Origin of the sequence: Ramlibacter humi (assembly GCF_004681975.1) — a bacterium.
Lineage (GTDB): Bacteria > Pseudomonadota > Gammaproteobacteria > Burkholderiales > Burkholderiaceae_C > Ramlibacter > Ramlibacter humi.
In genome coordinates, this window is the sequence record NZ_SMLK01000003.1 from 25327 (window position 1) to 40949 (window position 15623).

Genomic DNA, 15623 nt, shown 5'->3' on the forward strand with positions numbered 1-15623 from the left:
GTGGTCAGAGCGCCTTGCGCAGGTTGGCTGGTGCGATGCGCAGCGCTTCGCGGTATTTGGCGACGGTGCGGCGCGCGCACTCGATGCCCTGTTCCTTCAGCATCTCGGAGATCTGGCTGTCGGACAGCGGCTTCTTGCCGTCTTCCGCCGAGACGAACTGGCGGATCAGCGCACGCACCGCGGTGGACGAAGCGTTGCCGCCCGTCTCGGTACCGAGCGCCGAGCCGAAGAAGTACTTCAGCTCGAAGGTGCCGAATGGCGTGGACATGTACTTGGCGGTGGTCACGCGCGAGATGGTGGACTCGTGCAGGCCCAGCTCGTCGGCGATCTCGCGCAGCACCAGCGGGCGCATGGCCAGCTCGCCGTGCACGAAGAAGTTCTTCTGCCGCTCGACGATGGCGTTGGACACGCGCAGGATGGTGTCGAAGCGCTGCTGGATGTTCTTGATGAACCAGCGCGCTTCCTGCAGGCGCTGCTGCAGCGCCTGGTGGCCCTCGCCCTTGTGCGCCTTCAGCGCGCCGGCGTAGATGTCGTGCACGCGCAGCCGCGGCATGACGTCGGGGTTCAGCTGCACGCGGAAGCGGAACTGGCCGCCGCGGCCGACCTTGCTGACCAGCACGTCGGGCACGACGATGTTTCGCTCGACGTTCACGAAGCGGCGGCCCGGCTTGGGTTCCAGGCGCGTGATCAGCGCCATCGCGGCGCGGATGCGCGCTTCGGTCCCGGCGCAAAGCTGCGCCAGGCGCTTCACGTCGCGGCGCGCCAGCAGGTCCATCGGGTGGCGGCAGATCGCCAGCGCGGTGGCGCACGCCTCGTCGCCGTCGCCGTCGCAGTCCGACTGGCGTGCGAGCAGCTGCAGCGTCAGGCATTCGGCCAGCGACCGCGCGCCGACGCCCGCGGGCTCCAGGTGGTGCAGCAGGCGCAGCGCCACGGTGAAGCGGTGCACCAGCTCTTCCTGCTGCTCGACATCGTCAGGCGCCAGGCCCGCAGCCAGCGCTTCCGGCGTGTCTTCCAGGTAACCGTCGTCGTTCAGCGACTCGATCAGGAACCGCAGCGCCGCGCGGTCTTCCTCGGTGAGGCGAAGCGCCAGCACCTGGCGATGCAGGTGGTCCTGCAGCGATTCGTGCGGGTGCGCCAGGTCGGCGGCATCGACTTCATCGTCGCCGCCCAGGTTGTTCTTGCGGGGCTGCGCGTCACCGCCCCACTCGCCGTCGTCGGGCACGACTTCTGTGCTGCCGTCGCCTTCCCAGTCGCTGGGTGCTTCCGCGGGCGCGGCCTCGCCTTCGTCGGCACTGGACGACGTGGCCCGCTCACCCGGTTCGAACGAGGAGAACTCCTGCGCTTCCTCGCCCGAGTCGGCCGCAGGTGTGTCGGCCTGCGCGATGCCGAATTCCTCGCGCGGCGCCTCTTCCTGCGCGACTTCGAGAAAGGGGTTGTCGCCGAGCATCTGCTCGACTTCCTGGGACAGTTCCAGCGTGGACAGCTGGAGCAGCCGGATCGACTGCTGCAGCTGCGGCGTCAGCGCCAGGTGCTGCGAGACCCGAAGCGAGAGCCCCTGCTTCATGGGTACAGCTCCGGAACCATCCCTACATCCGGAAGTGCTCGCCGAGGTACACGCGGCGCACGTCGGCGTTGTTCACGATCTCGGCCGGCGTGCCCTGCGCCAGCACGTGGCCGTCGCTGATGATGTAGGCGTGGTCGCAGATGCCCAGCGTTTCGCGCACGTTGTGGTCGGTGATCAGCACGCCGATGCCGCGCGACTTCAGGAAGCCGATGATGCGCTGGATCTCGATCACCGCGATGGGGTCGATGCCGGCGAACGGTTCGTCCAGCAGGATGAAGCGCGGCTGGGTGGCCAGCGCGCGGGCGATCTCCACGCGGCGGCGCTCGCCGCCGGACAGCGCCAGCGCCGGCGAGTCGCGCAGGTGGTCCACCCGCAGGTCCTGCAGCAGCGCGGTGAGGCGCTCCTCGATGGTGTCGCGCGTCAGCGAGCGGCCGTCGGCGTCGCGCTGCAGTTCCAGCACCGCGCGCACGTTGTCGGCCACGTTCAGCTTGCGGAAGATCGAAGCTTCCTGCGGCAGGTACGACAGGCCCAGGCGCGAGCGGCGGTGGATGGGCATGTGTTCCACCGCCCGGCCGTCGATGGAGATCTCGCCGGCGTCGGCGCGCACCAGGCCGACGATCATGTAGAACGAGGTGGTCTTGCCCGCGCCGTTCGGCCCCAGCAGGCCCACCACCTCGCCGTTGTTCACGCCCAGCGAGACGTCCTTGACGACCTTGCGGCTGCCGTAGGTCTTCTGCAGGTGCCGGGCTTCCAGCCGGCTGGTCGCCATGCCGGGGGCGGCGGCCGCAGCGGCCGCCTCGGCGGGATCCACCTTCATTTGCGCTCCCCGCCCAGCGTGGCGCTGGGGCGCAGCGGCGCGGGCGGAGCGGCGCCGGGACGGGGCGCGCCGTTGGCCGGCGCCGACGCCGCGTCCTTGGGCGACAGCACCGCCCGGATGCGCCCACCCGCGTTGGGCGAAGTGGGGCCGCCGTCGACGGTGAACACGTCGGTGGGGTTGTCGTAGGTGATCAGGCTGCCCACCATCTCGTCGGTGAGGTTGGCCCCGCGGTAGCGGCGCATCTCGGCGCGGCGGATGAACTTCACCCGGTCGGCCTTGCCGTCGTATTCGATGACTTCGCCCTCGCCTTCGATGTACTCGTCCACGCCCTCGCGCTTCTGGCGGTAGAACGCGCGCTGGCCCGGCTCGGCCGTGACCACGCCGTACTGGTAGCCCTCGGGATCTTGGCGCACGTCGACACGAGCGCCACGGATGAGGATGGTGCCCTTGGTCAGCACCACGCGGCCGCTGAAGACGCTGGTCTGGCGCAGGTCGTCATAGCGCAGCGCATCCGCCTCCACGTTCATCGGCTGGTTGCGGTCCGCCTTCTCCGCGAATGCGGACAGGACGGATGCCAGCCCGAGGGCAAGCAGGGTGGCGCGAAAGGCTGGTTTCATAGCGGCATGAATCTTGCTGATGCATTGTAGCGATCAGGCTCGCGCCCCCAAAGGAAAAGCCCGCCGAAGCGGGCTCGGAATCCTCGGTATCGCTTGACAGCGGCAGGATGCCACGGGCCCACGCGATGCGTGGGCTGCGGGCGTCACTTGCTCTTGCGCGCTTCCGCGATCAGGTAGTCGGTGACCTGCAGCGCCTTGGGCATGCTGCCGGCCATCGTGCCGTCGGTGTACCAGCGGCCGGCGATGCCCAGCGCGGGCACGCCTTCCACCTTGAACGCATCCTGCAGCTGCGTGGCCTTGCGGGCCTTGGTGGAGACGGCGAACGAGTTGTAGATCTCCTGGAACTTGGCCTTGTCGAAGCCGTTCTTCTCGGCCCAGGCCAGGATCTCGGGTTCCTTCGCGGTCGGCTGCTTGTCGACGTGGATGGCGTTGAACACCTTCAGCTGCATCTGGTCAACCTTGCCCAGCGCTTCCAGCGTGTAGAACAGGCGCTGCTGGGGCACGAAGTCGTCGCGGAAGGCGACGGGCACGCGGCGCAGCACGACGTCGGCCGGCAGCTTCTTCTGCCAGGCTTCCAGCTGCGGCTCGAAGGCGTTGCAGTGCGGGCAGCTGTACCAGAAGAATTCCACGACCTCGATCTTGCCGGCGGGGGCCTCCACGGGAACGCGCTTGTCCAGCGTCTTGTAGTCGCTGCCGTCCTCGGGCTTCTTCTGCGCCCAGGCCAGGTGCGGCAGGCCCAGCCCTGCGGCGGCCACCACGGCGGCCGTGCCCACTGAAAACTCACGTCGGTTCATGTCGGGTTTTTCTCCTTGAGGATGGGTCTGAGCGCATCGGTAGCCGAAGGTTCCGCTCGATTGGCTCAGCGCTGCACGCGCACCAGGGCGGTTTCCAGGCCCACCGACTCGAGCTTTTCCTTGTTCTTCTCGGCCTCGTCCTTTTTCTCGAACGGGCCGACGCGCACGCGGAAGACCTGGCGGCCGGACTGCTCGCGCTCGGTGACCTTGGCTTCCACGCCCATGAGGGACAGCTTGGCGCGCTGCGCTTCGGCGTCCTCGGGGGTGCGGAAAGCACCCACCTGCACGAAGTAGAAGAAGGGATCGGCGCCCGGCGTGGCCGAGCGGGCCGCGGCGAGGTCGCCCAGCGGGTCGGCGCTGGCGGCTGGCGCGCGCGGCGCGGAAGCGGGCCTGTCGGGCGTGGCCGCCACGGGGGCCGAAGCCGCGCCGGAGGCGGCGGAAGCTGCGGGCGCGGGCGGCAGTGGCCTGGCCGGGTTCTTGCCGTACAGCGGCGCGTTGGGGTCCCAGTCCTTGTTCTTGCGCGACTCGGCCGCGTCCTGGTCGGGCGTGCGGGCCGGGTTCTTGGTGACGAAGGGGATGGGCACCTTGGTGACGTACACCGCCACCGCCAGTGCCGCGCCGAGGCCCAGCACCACGCCGATGACGATGCCCACCAGGATGTTGCCGCGCTGCTTGTTCAAGGAATTGCTCACATCTTCTCCGGGGCACCGACGCCAAGCACCGCCAGGCCGTTGCGCAGCACCTGTGCGGTGGCGGCCACCAGGGCCAGCCGCGCATCGCGCACGCGCGGGTCGTCCACCAGGATGCGCTCGGCATCATAGTAGGAGTGGTAGGCGCCGGCGAGTTCGCGCAGGTAGAACGTCACGTCGTGCGGGGCGAAATCGGCGGCGGCGGACGTCAGCATGTCGGGATATTTCGCGAGGGCCAGCATCAGCGACAACGCGGCCGGGCTGTCCAGCGCCGACAGGTCGGCCGATTTCAAGGTGTTCGCGTCGCCACCCCACGCCGCCAGCACGGAGCAGATGCGCGCGTGCGCGTACTGGACGTAGTACACGGGGTTGTCGTTGTTCTGCGCCAGCGCCAGGTCGACGTCGAACACGTACTCGGTGTCCGGCTTGCGCGACAGCAGGAAGAAGCGCACCGCGTCCTTGCTGGTCCACTCCACCAGGTCGCGCAACGTCACGTAGCTGCCGGCGCGCTTGCTGATCTTCACTTCCTGGCCGCCGCGCATCACGCGCACCATGGTGTGCAGCACGTAGTCGGGAAAGCCCTGCGGGATGCCCACGCCCGCGGCCTGCAGGCCCGCGCGCACGCGCGCGATGGTGCCGTGGTGGTCCGTGCCCTGGATGTTCACCGCCTTGGGGAAGCCCCGCTCCCACTTGCCGATGTGGTACGCAACGTCGGGCACGAAGTAGGTGTACGTGCCGTCGGACTTGCGCATCACGCGGTCCTTGTCGTCGCCGTACTCGGTGGACTTCAGCCACAGCGCGCCGTCCTGCTCGTAGGTCTTGCCGGCGGCCACCAGGCGCTTGACGGTGTCGTCCACCTTGCCCGTGGCGTACAGGCTGGACTCGAGGTAGTAGTTGTCGAACTTCACCGCGAAAGCCTGCAGGTCCAGGTCCTGCTCGTGGCGCAGGTAGGCGACGGCGAACTGGCGGATGCCGTCCAGGTCGTTGACGTCACCGGACGCAGTGAACTCGCGGTCGTCGGCCTTCACCGTCTTCTTCGCGAGGAAGTCGTTGGCGATGTCCTGGATGTAGTCGCCGTTGTACGCGGCCTCGGGCCACTGCGCGTCGCCCGGCCTGAAGCCCCTGGCGCGCAGCTGCGTCGACGTGGCCAGCGTGCCGATCTGCACGCCGGCGTCGTTGTAGTAGAACTCGCGGTACACGTCCCAGCCCTGCGACGCGTACAGGTTGCAGATGGCGTCGCCCAGCGCGGCCTGGCGGCCGTGGCCCACGTGCAGCGGGCCGGTGGGGTTGGCGGACACGAATTCCACGATCACGCGCCGGCCGTTGGCGGCGCAGCTGCCGAAACGGGCGCCGTCTTCCAGCACTTCGCGCACCACCTGCTGCTTGGCAGCCGGCTTGAGGCGGATGTTCAGGAAGCCGGGGCCGGCGATCTCGATGGCGTCCACCCAGCGCTGGAAGGCGGGGGACGCCAGCAGGTCGGCCTTGAGCGACTCGGCCAGCTGGCGCGGGTTCAGCTTCAGCGGCTTGGCCAGCTGCATGGCCGCGGTGCATGCCAGGTCGCCATGCGCCGCCGCCTTGGGCGACTCGAACGCGGCTTTCGCGCCCGCGCCCGGCGACAGCTTGTCCAGCCCGGACGCCAGCGCGCCCAGGAGTTCTTCTTTCACGAGGAGCATCGCGGGATTTTAAGGAACGGGCCGGGAATGCTTTTTTCCTCGGTCATCCGGAGGGCGCCCTCCCACCACGAGGGGACGCGTCCGTGCCGGGCAGCGCTCTACAAAGGCGGTCCTTAACGACTCAGGAGGAAACCATGCACAAGCTCACCCTCGCCGCCGCCATCGGTCTGGCTCTCGCGTTCGGCACGGCTCACGCCGCTTCCCATGCGGGCGACAAGCACGACGACGCCAAGCATGAAGAAGGCAAGCACACGCAGGCCAACCGCATGAAGACCTGCAGCGCCGATGCCAAGGCCAAGGGCCTCAAGGGCGACGAGCGCAAGGCCTTCATGAGCGACTGCCTCAGGAAGAAGGCCTGACGCGGCGGCCGCGGGTACGCGCCCGCGGCGTCAGCCCATCGCGCCGAACCCGCGCGCGAGGAACGTCGCCGCCAGCGGGATCAGCGGGATGAGGTGCGCCTGGCGCATCACCTGGCGGCGCACGTTTCGCACTTCCCCGGCGCCGGGCAGGCTGCCGTCCGCGCGCAGGGCCTTGCGCCACGCGACGAAGCGCAGGGTCGGGCCGATCGACATCAGCCCGACGATCGCGAACATGACCAGCTTGGCCCACAGCAGCCAGTTGTGGCCGTACCAGCTGGCGCCCTTGGCACCCAGGAATACGCGCGCCGCGCCCGTGGCCAGCACGGCCATGGCCGCGATGCCGTAGACACGGTCCACCACCACCAGCCTCTCCACCACGGCGGCGTTCAGCCACTCGGTCCGGCACAACGCGGCTTCGCTGGCGACGAACACCACCAGGGTCAGGATGGCCAGCAGGTGGGCGTAGGCGAGCAGGGCTTCGGTGGTCATCCGGTGGCGGGCGTGCGGCGCCAGAACTCGGGCTGGCCGAAGTGTTCCTTCAGGAACTCGATCCACAGGCGCACGCGCACCGGCAGGTGCTTGCGCTGCGGGAACACGGCGTAGATGCCGTTGGGCGGCGCGGCGAAATCGGCCAGCACCTCCACCAGCCGGCCGGCCTGCAGGTCGGTTTCCACTTCCCAGGTGCTGCGCCAGGCGATGCCCCAGCCGCGCAGGCACCAGTCGTGCAGCACCTGGCCGTCGGAGCAGTCCAGCGGACCGCCGGGGCGGAAGTGGAAGACGTCGCGGCCTTCGCCTTTCGGCACGCTGAAGGCCCAGCCGCGCACCTGCGACGCGTCGCTCGACAGGATGAGGCAGTCGAAGCGCGACAGGTCGTTGGGGTGCTCGGGCGTGCCGTGCCGCTCCAGGTAGGCGGGCGTCGCCACGCACAGCCGCCGGTTGTCCGCCAGCCGCACGCTGACGAGCGAAGAGTCGGGCAGGTCGCCCACGCGCACCGCGCAGTCGTAGCCTTCGGCCGCCAGGTCCACCACGCGATCGCTGAGGTTGAGCGACACCGTCACATCCTGGTGCAGTTCGCGGAAACGCGGCACCAGCGGCGCGACATGGCGGCGGCCGAACCCGGCCGGCGCGGTGAGCCGCAGGTGGCCGCTGGCTTTCACGCCTCCGGCCATCACGCTGGCTTCGGCGTTGCTGATGTCCGCCAGCAGGCGCTGGCAGTCTTCCAGGAAGGCACTGCCTTCGTGCGTCAAGGTCAGCCGGCGCGTGGTGCGCACGAGCAGTTTCACGCCCAGCCGTTCCTCCAGCGCATCCAGCCGCCGGCCCATGATGGCCGGCGCCACGCCTTCGGCTTTCGCGGCCGCCGTCAAGCTGCCGCGGGTGGCCACCGAGACGAAAGACTCGAGCTGCTTGAGTTTGTCCATGCCAAGGCGAATTATGCGGACGCAAGTTTGGAATAGGCCAGTTTTCGGCCGAGATTTACTGCTGAGTTATTTTGAAGCGACGGCGGCGCTCACCGCGCGCAATAGGCGCCGCGAGTCGACAGAAGACGGCATTCAACTCACAAAAGTTCAGAATCAAATCACTGCGCGCCGCCTAAACGCAGAGACAGGGTTCGAATACAGTCACGCGCTGACCCGGCCGCATTGGCGGCCGTCTGCCGTTTCGCCGATTCGCAAGGAGCCCGTTCCCATGACCGCCCGCACGTCCGCCCACCGCCTCGAGGTCGCCACCGAGCTGCACCGCTTCATCGAGGACAAAGTGCTGCCCGGCACCGGCGTCGAGGCCGCCGCGTTCTGGAAAGGTTTCGATGCGCTGGTGCACGACCTGGCCCCCAAGAACGCCGCCCTGCTCGCCGAGCGTGACCGCCTGCAGGCGGAACTGGATCGCTGGCACCAGCAGCACCCGGGCCCGATCCAGGACATGAAGGGCTACCGCGCCTTCCTGGAGCAGATCGGCTATCTGGTGCCCGTGCCCGCCGGCGCGAAGGCCACCACGACCAACGTCGATGCGGAACTTGCGATCCAGGCGGGCCCGCAGCTGGTGGTGCCGATCCTGAACGCGCGCTACGCGCTGAATGCGGCGAACGCGCGCTGGGGTTCGCTGTACGACGCGCTGTACGGCACCGACGCCATCCCCGAAACCGGCGGCGCCGAGAAAGGCCCGGGCTACAACGAGGTGCGCGGCGCCAAGGTGATCGAGTACGCACGCAATGTGCTGGACCAGGCCGCTCCGCTGGCGAACGGCTCGCATGCCGATTCGACGGCGTACAGCGTGCAGGATGGCAAGCTGGTGGTCGGCCTGAAAGGCGGCACGAGCACGGGCCTGAAGGACCCGGCGCAGTTCGCGGGCTTCCGCGGCGCCGCGGAAGCGCCCGCGTCGGTGCTGCTCAAGCACAACGGCATCCACCTGGACATCCTCATCGACCGCCAGAAGGCGATCGGCAGCACCGATGCAGCTGGCGTGTACGACGTGGCGATGGAAGCCGCGCTCTCCACCATCCTGGACCTGGAAGACTCGGTCGCCGTCGTCGACGCGCAAGACAAGGTGCTGGCGTACGGTAACTGGCTGGGCATCCTCAAGGGCGACCTCACCGAGCAGGTTTCCAAAGGCGGCCGCACCTTCACGCGCGGCCTGAACCTGGACCGCGAATACACCGCGCCCGCGGGCGGCAAGCTCACGCTGCATGGCCGCTCGCTGCTGTTCGTGCGCAACGTCGGCCACCTGATGACCAACCCGGCCATCCTGTGGGACGGCGGCAAGGAGATCCCCGAGGGCATCCTGGACGCGGTGGTCACGACGGCCATCGCCATCCACGACCTGAAAGGCCAAGGCCGCATCCGCAATTCGCGCACCGGCTCGGTCTACATCGTGAAGCCCAAGATGCACGGCCCGCGCGAAGTCGCGTTCGCGGTGGAGCTGTTCGGCCGCGTGGAGCAGATGCTGGGCCTGCCGGCCAACACGGTGAAGCTGGGCATCATGGACGAGGAACGCCGCACCAGCGTGAACCTGCAGGCGTGCATCGCCGAAGCCGCCTCGCGCGTGGCCTTCATCAACACCGGCTTCCTCGATCGCACCGGCGACGAGATGCACACCGCCATGCTGGCGGGCCCGATGTTCCGCAAGGGCGACATGAAGACCAGCGCCTGGATCCAGGCCTACGAGAAGAACAACGTGCTGGTCGGCCTGGCCTGCGGCCTGCGCGGCCGCGCGCAGATCGGCAAGGGCATGTGGGCCATGCCCGACCTGATGGCGGCGATGCTGGAACAGAAGATCGCGCACCCCAAGGCCGGCGCCAACACCGCCTGGGTGCCCTCGCCCACCGCCGCCACGCTGCACGCGCTGCACTACCACCAGGTGGACGTGGCCGCGGTGCAGAAGGAGCTGGAGAAGACCGATGCGGCGGCCGAACGCGAGAACCTGTTGACGGGCCTGCTCACGGTGCCGGTCGTCGCCGAAGCCAAGTGGACCGCGCAGGAGCGCCAGCAGGAACTGGACAACAACGTGCAGGGCATCCTCGGTTACGTGGTGCGCTGGATCGACCAGGGCGTGGGCTGCTCCAAGGTGCCCGACATCCACAACGTGGGCCTGATGGAAGACCGCGCCACGCTGCGCATCTCCAGCCAGCACATCGCCAACTGGCTGCAGCACGGCGTGGTGACGAAGGAACAGGTGAACGAAACCTTCCAGCGCATGGCGGCGGTGGTGGACAAGCAGAACGCGGGCGACCCGCTGTACCAACCGATGGCGGGGAACTGGGACACGTCGTACGCCTACCGCGCTGCACTGGACCTGGTGTTCAAGGGCAAGGAGCAGCCTTCCGGCTACACCGAGCCGCTGCTGCACGCCTGGCGCCTGAAGGTGAAGGCCGCGCGCAGCTGATGTGTTGCTGGGCTGCATGACATTGCAGCAACACCTGTAACGGACTGAATCAGTCCGTGAAACCGTGCATGGCTGGCACAGCCATTCAGCCCGGCTGTGTTCCGATGCCCGGACCATGGCCGACCTGCCCGCCGTCGTTCGCCCCTGCATCAACGAAGCCGTAGCCCGCGCCGCGCGCATGGCCGAGCGCGCCGCCGAAAAGGCGGCCGAAGCGCTCGACCAGGAAGCCCTGGCGCAGGCGGGCAGCTCCGCCGACTGGCGCGAGCTCCAGGCCGCCGGCCGCGAGCTGCTGCGGCTGAAGAAGCAGTGGCACGACACCTTCCCCCGCCTGCTGCGGCAGGTCCTTGAATCGGCCGCGCCGCCCAAGTCGGACCCGGCCACGCCGCTGCGCCATTCGTCGCTGTCGCTGGTGGACGACGCCGAGATGGCGCAGTCGGTGGACACCTCGCGCCTCGCGCAGTTGCTGCTGCCGCTGGTGGAGCAGCCGCTGGCGGAGCTCGATGCCCTGATGACGGCGGCGCTCGGGCTCGATGGCGTGCAATCCGACCGCAACCCATTGCGCCCCGAAGTCATCGCGGGCGCGATGCGCAAGCTGATGGCGGAATCGGCGCAGCAGTCGCCGGCGTGGATGGCGCTGTGGATGCGCTTCATGGCCGAGCCGCTGGCGCACGACCTGTCGCAGCTGTACCTGGCTTCGAGCAAGCTGCTCACGCGCGCCGGCGTACGCGCGGCGGACTACCGCGTCGTGGCCGCGCCGGAAAGCCGCGCGTCGCGGCCCGCGCCGCTGGAACCCAGCACGTCCAGCGGCTTCGGCCCTGCCGCCAACCAGGACGGCGTCGGTGGCGCCGCGCCCGCTTCGCCCGGCTGGTCAGTCGCGCAGGTTTCGCACTGGCTGCACAACGCGTTCAGCGCGCTGCGCGGGCCGGTGGTGCGCGACTTCCTGCGCGGCGGCGCCGATGCCGCCAGGCGGTTGCCCGTGCACCAGCCACTGGACGCCGGCTACTACCAGCGCGTGCAGGAGGAACTCGCCGCGCTGGAAGCGCGTGCCGACGAACCCGGACCCGCGCCGCAAGACCCGCGCCTGCACGCGCACCTGGCGCCGGAAGACCGCCCTTCCGTCACGCTGGGCACCGAGACCGCGCTGAGTGCCGAACGATGGGGCGCGTTCGCCGCGCCGCGCCAGCGTTCGCTGGTCCGCACGCGCCTGAAGCAGCAGGCCCAGCAGGTCGGCCAGGCCATGGGCCTGGAAGTCGTCCGGCAGCTGGTGGACGAAGTCGCGCAGGACCAGCGGCTGCTGCCCGCCGTGCGCGAAGCCATCGTCGCGCTCGAACCCGCGCTGGCCCGCCTGGCCATGCACGCGCCGCAGTTCTTCGGCAACGCCGAGCACCCGGCCCGCCTGCTGGTGGAGTCGGTGGCGGTGCGCAGCTTCCAGTACAACGACGAAACCGACACCGCGTTCGAGACGTTCTACGAGCCGGTGCGCAAGGCGTTCAACCGGCTGAACCGGCTGGAGTCGATCGAGGATCCCTCGCCGTTCGAGGTGGCGCTGGCCGCGCTGGAAGAGGCCTGGGAACAGCAGGACCGCGCACAGGAAGAAGAATGCGGCCGCGTGATGGAGGCGGTGAAGTTCGCCGAACGCCGCCAGGCCGACGCCGAGCAGATCGCCTGGGACCTGAGCCACCGCACCGACCTGGAAGGCTCGCCCGCGCTGGTGCAGGACTTCCTGTTCTCCACCTGGTCGCTGGTGCTGGCGCACGCGCGGATGTCCAACGCCGCGGGCGCGGTGGACCCCGGCGGTTTCCTCGCCGTGGTGTCGCATCTGCTGTGGAGCAGCAAGCGCGAGCTGCTGCTGCGCGACCCCGCGCATGCATTCGAGGTCATCCCGCGCGTGCTGGTGAAGGTGCGCGAGGGGCTCACGCTGATCGGGCATCCGGAACATGAGAGCGCGTCCTTCTTCTCCGCGCTGGAGAAGCTGCACCGGCCGGTGATGAAGCTGCGCGCGCGCAGCCGCCAGCAGGCCTGGCCTTCGCCGCCCACGCTGGGGCCGGTGGACGACGAACTGGAGCCCGCCGCCGCGCAGAAGCCGCGCGCCGGCGAAGACATGTGGCTGGCGCCGGGCGAACTGCAGGTGTGCGGCTTCAACGACACCGTGCCCAGCGACTACGCGCCGCTGTTCCCGCACGTGGACGACGATGCGCCCGCGCAGCCGTTGCGCGACGAGGACGCCGAAGCCATCGTCGCTGCGCTGCAGGACGGCAGCTGGGTGGACCTGTACTCGCGGCAGAAATGGCGCCGCGCGCAGCTGGTTTGGAGCGGCACGCGCGGCACGCTGTTCATGTTCGTGAGCGAAGGCCGCGCGCCGCATTCGATGACCAAGCGCAGCCTGCTGCGGCTGGTGGCCACGCGCATGCTGCGGCTGGTGGACACCGGCGAGGTGGTGAGGCCCGCGCTGGATGCGCTGGCGCAGCCGGTGCCCGAGGCCATCGCGGCCTGAGGCCGCGGCCGCGGTTCACGCCGGGATGCGGCGCGACAACGCGCTGTTGCGCTCGACCAGGAAGGTGCGCAGCCGCTGCGGGTAGTCCTCCGTCACGGCGTGCCGCACCGAAGGCCGCTGCGCCAATGCCGCACGCCAGGCACGGATGCGCGGGGTGCGTTCGAAGAAGCCCGTTTCCCCGAACGATTCGAAGGTGTCGAAATAGCGGAACACGGGACCGAAGACCGCATCGACCATGCCGAATGTTCCGCCTGCGAACCAGGGCCCCTGCGGATGCAGCGCCTGCTCCAGTTGCGCGAAGCGCGCGACGAGCGCCTCGCGCTGCGACTGCAACGCCGCGTCGTCCGGCGCGGTGTAGAAGCGCCAGATGGTGTCCAGCACGTCCGAGCCGAAAGCCATCCACGCGCGGTGCTTCGCGCGCTGCAGCGCATCTTCCGGATGCAGGCGCGGCGCATGCACCTCGTCCAGGTACTCGCAGATGACGGCCGACTCGAACACCGGCTCGCCGTCGGCCACGAGCACCGGCGTCTTGCCCAGGGGCGAAATGGCGAGGAACCAGTCCGGCTTGTTGCCCAGGTTGACCCAGCGCCGCGCGAACGGCACGCCCTTTTCAGCCAGCACGATGGCCGCGCGCTGCACGTACGGGCAGAGGTGGTGGCTGACGAGCGTGAGTTCCATGGTCAGGCCTTGAGCAAGCCTTCGGCCTGCAGCGCCGCGCGCACCGCGGGACGGGCCTTCACGCGTTCCAGGTGCGCGGCGAGGTTGGGCCAGGCGGCCAGCGACATGCCCAGCATCGGCGCCCAGCTCACGATGGTGAAGCAGTAGGCGTCGGCCACGGTGAACCGGGCGCCCACCAGCCACTCGCGGCCGGCCAGCCGGCGATCGAGGTCGCGGAAGCGGCGGTCGATCTTGTCCTTGCATTCCTTGCGCGTGCTGTCCGCCGTTTCCTTGTGGAACAGCCAGGGGCTGAAAGTCTTGTGCACCTCGCTCGAGATGAACGTCAGCCACTGGAGCACCTCGAAGCGCTCGCGGCTTCCAGGCAGGGGCATGAGCCCGGTGGCGGGGGCGGCGTCGCCCACGTACTGCAGCAGCGCCGCGACTTCGGTGTGCCGGCTGCCGTCGTCCAGCTCCAGCATGGGAACGTAGTTGCGCGGCTGGATCGCCTTCCAGTCGCCGCCGTCTTCGACGGTGCCGGCGATGGTGTCGACCTTGCGCAGGTCGAAGGGCATGCCGCTTTCGCGCAGCGCGATGTGCACGGCCTGCGAGCAGTAGCCAGGGGAGTAATACAGCTTCATGGTCTTTCCTTGGAAGAAACGATGGGTGAGAGGACGGCGATCAGGCCGGCACGAGCAGCGGGCTGCGGCGGGCGGCATAGGCGCCGTCGCCCACCAGCCAATGCACGGCCGACATCACCAGCAGGAACATGGGGTATTCCCAGCCGCCGTTGGCGGACGTGAACACCCAGCCGTTGGGCCAGTGCACCCAGGCGGCGACAGCCAGGATGGGCATGAGCAGCAGCGAGACCTGGCGGCCGTAGAAGCCGGCCAGGATGGCCACGCCGCCGAGCAGTTCAGCGGCGACGACGGGGTGCACCAGGATGCCCGGCAGGCCCACCGAGTCGAAGAACTTCGCGGCGCCGGGCAGCGTGAAGACCAGCACCTTCAGCAGCGCGTGCGAGATCCACATGGCGCCCAGGCCGGCGCGCAGCAGCACCGGACCGAGCGGCGAAGCGGGTTGTGGGAAAGCGGGGATGGCGGACATGGCGGGAAATCTCCGGGATGCGAGTTGTGGTGGACGGACTGTAGGATTGCGATATCGCAATGAAAATAAGCGATCATGAAAACGTCCATTGCAAATCCGCAATACGACCTGACGGCCGCCGATCTGCAGGTGGTGCTGGCGCTGGTACGCGGGGGCACGCTGGCGCAGGCCGCGCAGCGCAGTGCCAGCGATCCGTCCACCGTGTTCCGCAACCTGCAGCGGCTGGAGAAGCAACTGGGGCGCCGGCTCTTCGAGCGCACGCGCCAGGGCTACCTGCCCACGGAAGCGGCGAGCGAGGTGGCGCGGCACGCCGAGCGCATCGAGGCCGAACTGGAGGCGGCGCGCGCGGCAGCTTCCGGCTCCAGCGCGCCGGTCTCCGGGCGCGTGCGGCTCACCACCACCGACTCGGTGCTGCGCGGCGTGGTGCTGCCCTGCCTGCCGGCACTGGCACGCGAACATCCGCTGCTGCAGCTGGAGCTGCGCGCCACGAACGAGCTGATGAGCCTGACGCGGCGGGACGCGGACATCGCGTTGCGCGCGACACCCAAGCCGCCGGAGCACCTGGTCGGGCGGCAGGTGGGCACCATCCACTTCGTGGTGTGCGGGCCGAAGGGGCGCGGCACGCGCAAGGCCAGGCCGCTGGCGGAGCTGGACTGGGTCGCGCCGGACGACTCGATGCCCGAGCACCCATCGGTGCGCTGGCGCCGCAGGCACCTGCCCAAGGTCACGCCGCGCCATCTGGTCGACGGCATCAATGGGGTGGTCGACGGCATCCAGGCGGGCTTGGGCGTTGGCATCGTGCCGCTCTTCATGCTGGACGTCGCGCCGCAGCTGCAGCCGCTGTCGGATCCGCTGGAAGGCTGCGAGTCGCTGCTGTGGCTGCTGGCGCATCCCGAGTCGCGCCACCTGCGGCGCATCGCGGCCGTGTACCAGCACCTGGGCGAAGCCATCCGCCTGCCCTGAGCCCGTCGAAGGAACT

Annotated in this window: 15 protein-coding genes; 4 read left to right on the top strand and 11 right to left on the bottom strand. The window is 69.2% G+C overall.

The genetic code is table 11. From position 1 onward, the window contains the following. Positions 1–4: 4 nt before the first annotated feature. The 6 genes from EZ216_RS11115 to argS form a co-directional block, all read right to left on the bottom strand. On the bottom strand, positions 5–1564 hold the full coding sequence (locus EZ216_RS11115; protein ID WP_135249839.1) for an RNA polymerase factor sigma-54: 1560 nt from the start codon (positions 1562–1564) through the stop codon (positions 5–7). A 22-nt stretch (positions 1565–1586) separates the two neighbouring features. Then, entirely contained in the window at positions 1587–2381 is a 795-nt protein-coding gene (gene lptB, locus EZ216_RS11120) for an LPS export ABC transporter ATP-binding protein (RefSeq protein WP_439126732.1), read from the bottom strand. Next, positions 2378–2998: a lipopolysaccharide transport periplasmic protein LptA gene (gene lptA / locus EZ216_RS11125; RefSeq protein ID WP_135249840.1), complete on the bottom strand. Its 621-nt coding sequence runs from the start codon at positions 2996–2998 to the stop codon at positions 2378–2380. The genes lptB and lptA overlap by 4 nt, the downstream gene beginning before the upstream one ends. 143 nt (positions 2999–3141) lie before the next feature. Next, positions 3142–3792, bottom strand: a complete 651-nt coding sequence (locus EZ216_RS11130) for a thiol:disulfide interchange protein DsbA/DsbL (protein WP_135249841.1) — start codon at positions 3790–3792, stop codon at positions 3142–3144. Positions 3793–3857: 65 nt separating this feature from the next. Next, complete coding sequence (locus tag EZ216_RS11135) at positions 3858–4484, bottom strand: SPOR domain-containing protein (RefSeq protein ID WP_239024348.1); 627 nt, start codon at positions 4482–4484, stop codon at positions 3858–3860. Further along, positions 4481–6154 carry an arginine--tRNA ligase gene (gene argS / locus EZ216_RS11140; RefSeq protein WP_135249842.1) on the bottom strand — a complete coding sequence of 558 codons (1674 nt, stop codon included), beginning with the start codon at positions 6152–6154 and terminating at the stop codon, positions 4481–4483. Before argS ends, EZ216_RS11135 begins: the two co-directional genes overlap by 4 nt. A 134-nt stretch (positions 6155–6288) precedes the next feature. Between argS and EZ216_RS11145 the strand changes: the two genes are divergently transcribed. After that, entirely contained in the window at positions 6289–6513 is a 225-nt protein-coding gene (locus EZ216_RS11145; RefSeq protein WP_135249843.1) for a PsiF family protein, read from the top strand. Between the two features lie 30 nt (positions 6514–6543). Here the strand turns inward: EZ216_RS11145 and EZ216_RS11150 are convergent, their stop codons facing one another. Further along, positions 6544–7002 (bottom strand): DUF2214 family protein, encoded by a 459-nt coding sequence (locus tag EZ216_RS11150; RefSeq protein WP_135249844.1) that lies wholly within the window; start codon positions 7000–7002, stop codon positions 6544–6546. After that, positions 6999–7931, bottom strand: coding sequence for a LysR family transcriptional regulator (locus EZ216_RS11155; protein ID WP_135249845.1), 933 nt, complete (start codon positions 7929–7931; stop codon positions 6999–7001). Before EZ216_RS11155 ends, EZ216_RS11150 begins: the two co-directional genes overlap by 4 nt. A 268-nt stretch (positions 7932–8199) precedes the next feature. On the opposite strand from EZ216_RS11155, the gene EZ216_RS11160 reads away from it, so the two are divergent. Together EZ216_RS11160 and EZ216_RS11165 are read left to right on the top strand one after the other, a co-directional pair. Then, complete coding sequence (locus EZ216_RS11160; RefSeq protein ID WP_135249846.1) at positions 8200–10389, top strand: malate synthase G; 2190 nt, start codon at positions 8200–8202, stop codon at positions 10387–10389. 115 nt (positions 10390–10504) lie between these two features. After that, the gene (locus tag EZ216_RS11165; protein WP_135249847.1) at positions 10505–12883 is read left to right on the top strand and encodes a DUF1631 family protein; all 2379 of its coding nucleotides are present in this window, start codon (positions 10505–10507) and stop codon (positions 12881–12883) included. 15 nt (positions 12884–12898) lie between these two features. On the opposite strand, the gene EZ216_RS11170 is transcribed toward EZ216_RS11165, so the two are convergent. The 3 genes from EZ216_RS11170 to EZ216_RS11180 are packed head-to-tail and all read right to left on the bottom strand — an operon-like array spanning position 12899 to position 14644. Further along, the gene (locus EZ216_RS11170; protein ID WP_135249848.1) at positions 12899–13561 is read right to left on the bottom strand and encodes a glutathione S-transferase family protein; all 663 of its coding nucleotides are present in this window, start codon (positions 13559–13561) and stop codon (positions 12899–12901) included. A 2-nt stretch (positions 13562–13563) separates the two neighbouring features. Beyond that, the gene (gstA, locus tag EZ216_RS11175; protein WP_135249849.1) at positions 13564–14178 is read right to left on the bottom strand and encodes a glutathione transferase GstA; all 615 of its coding nucleotides are present in this window, start codon (positions 14176–14178) and stop codon (positions 13564–13566) included. 40 nt (positions 14179–14218) lie between these two features. Further along, positions 14219–14644: a DoxX family protein gene (locus tag EZ216_RS11180; RefSeq protein ID WP_135249850.1), complete on the bottom strand. Its 426-nt coding sequence runs from the start codon at positions 14642–14644 to the stop codon at positions 14219–14221. Between the two features lie 75 nt (positions 14645–14719). Between EZ216_RS11180 and EZ216_RS11185 the strand changes: the two genes are divergently transcribed. Continuing rightward, positions 14720–15607 carry a LysR family transcriptional regulator gene (locus EZ216_RS11185; RefSeq protein ID WP_135249851.1) on the top strand — a complete coding sequence of 296 codons (888 nt, stop codon included), beginning with the start codon at positions 14720–14722 and terminating at the stop codon, positions 15605–15607. Positions 15608–15623 lie beyond the last annotated feature (16 nt).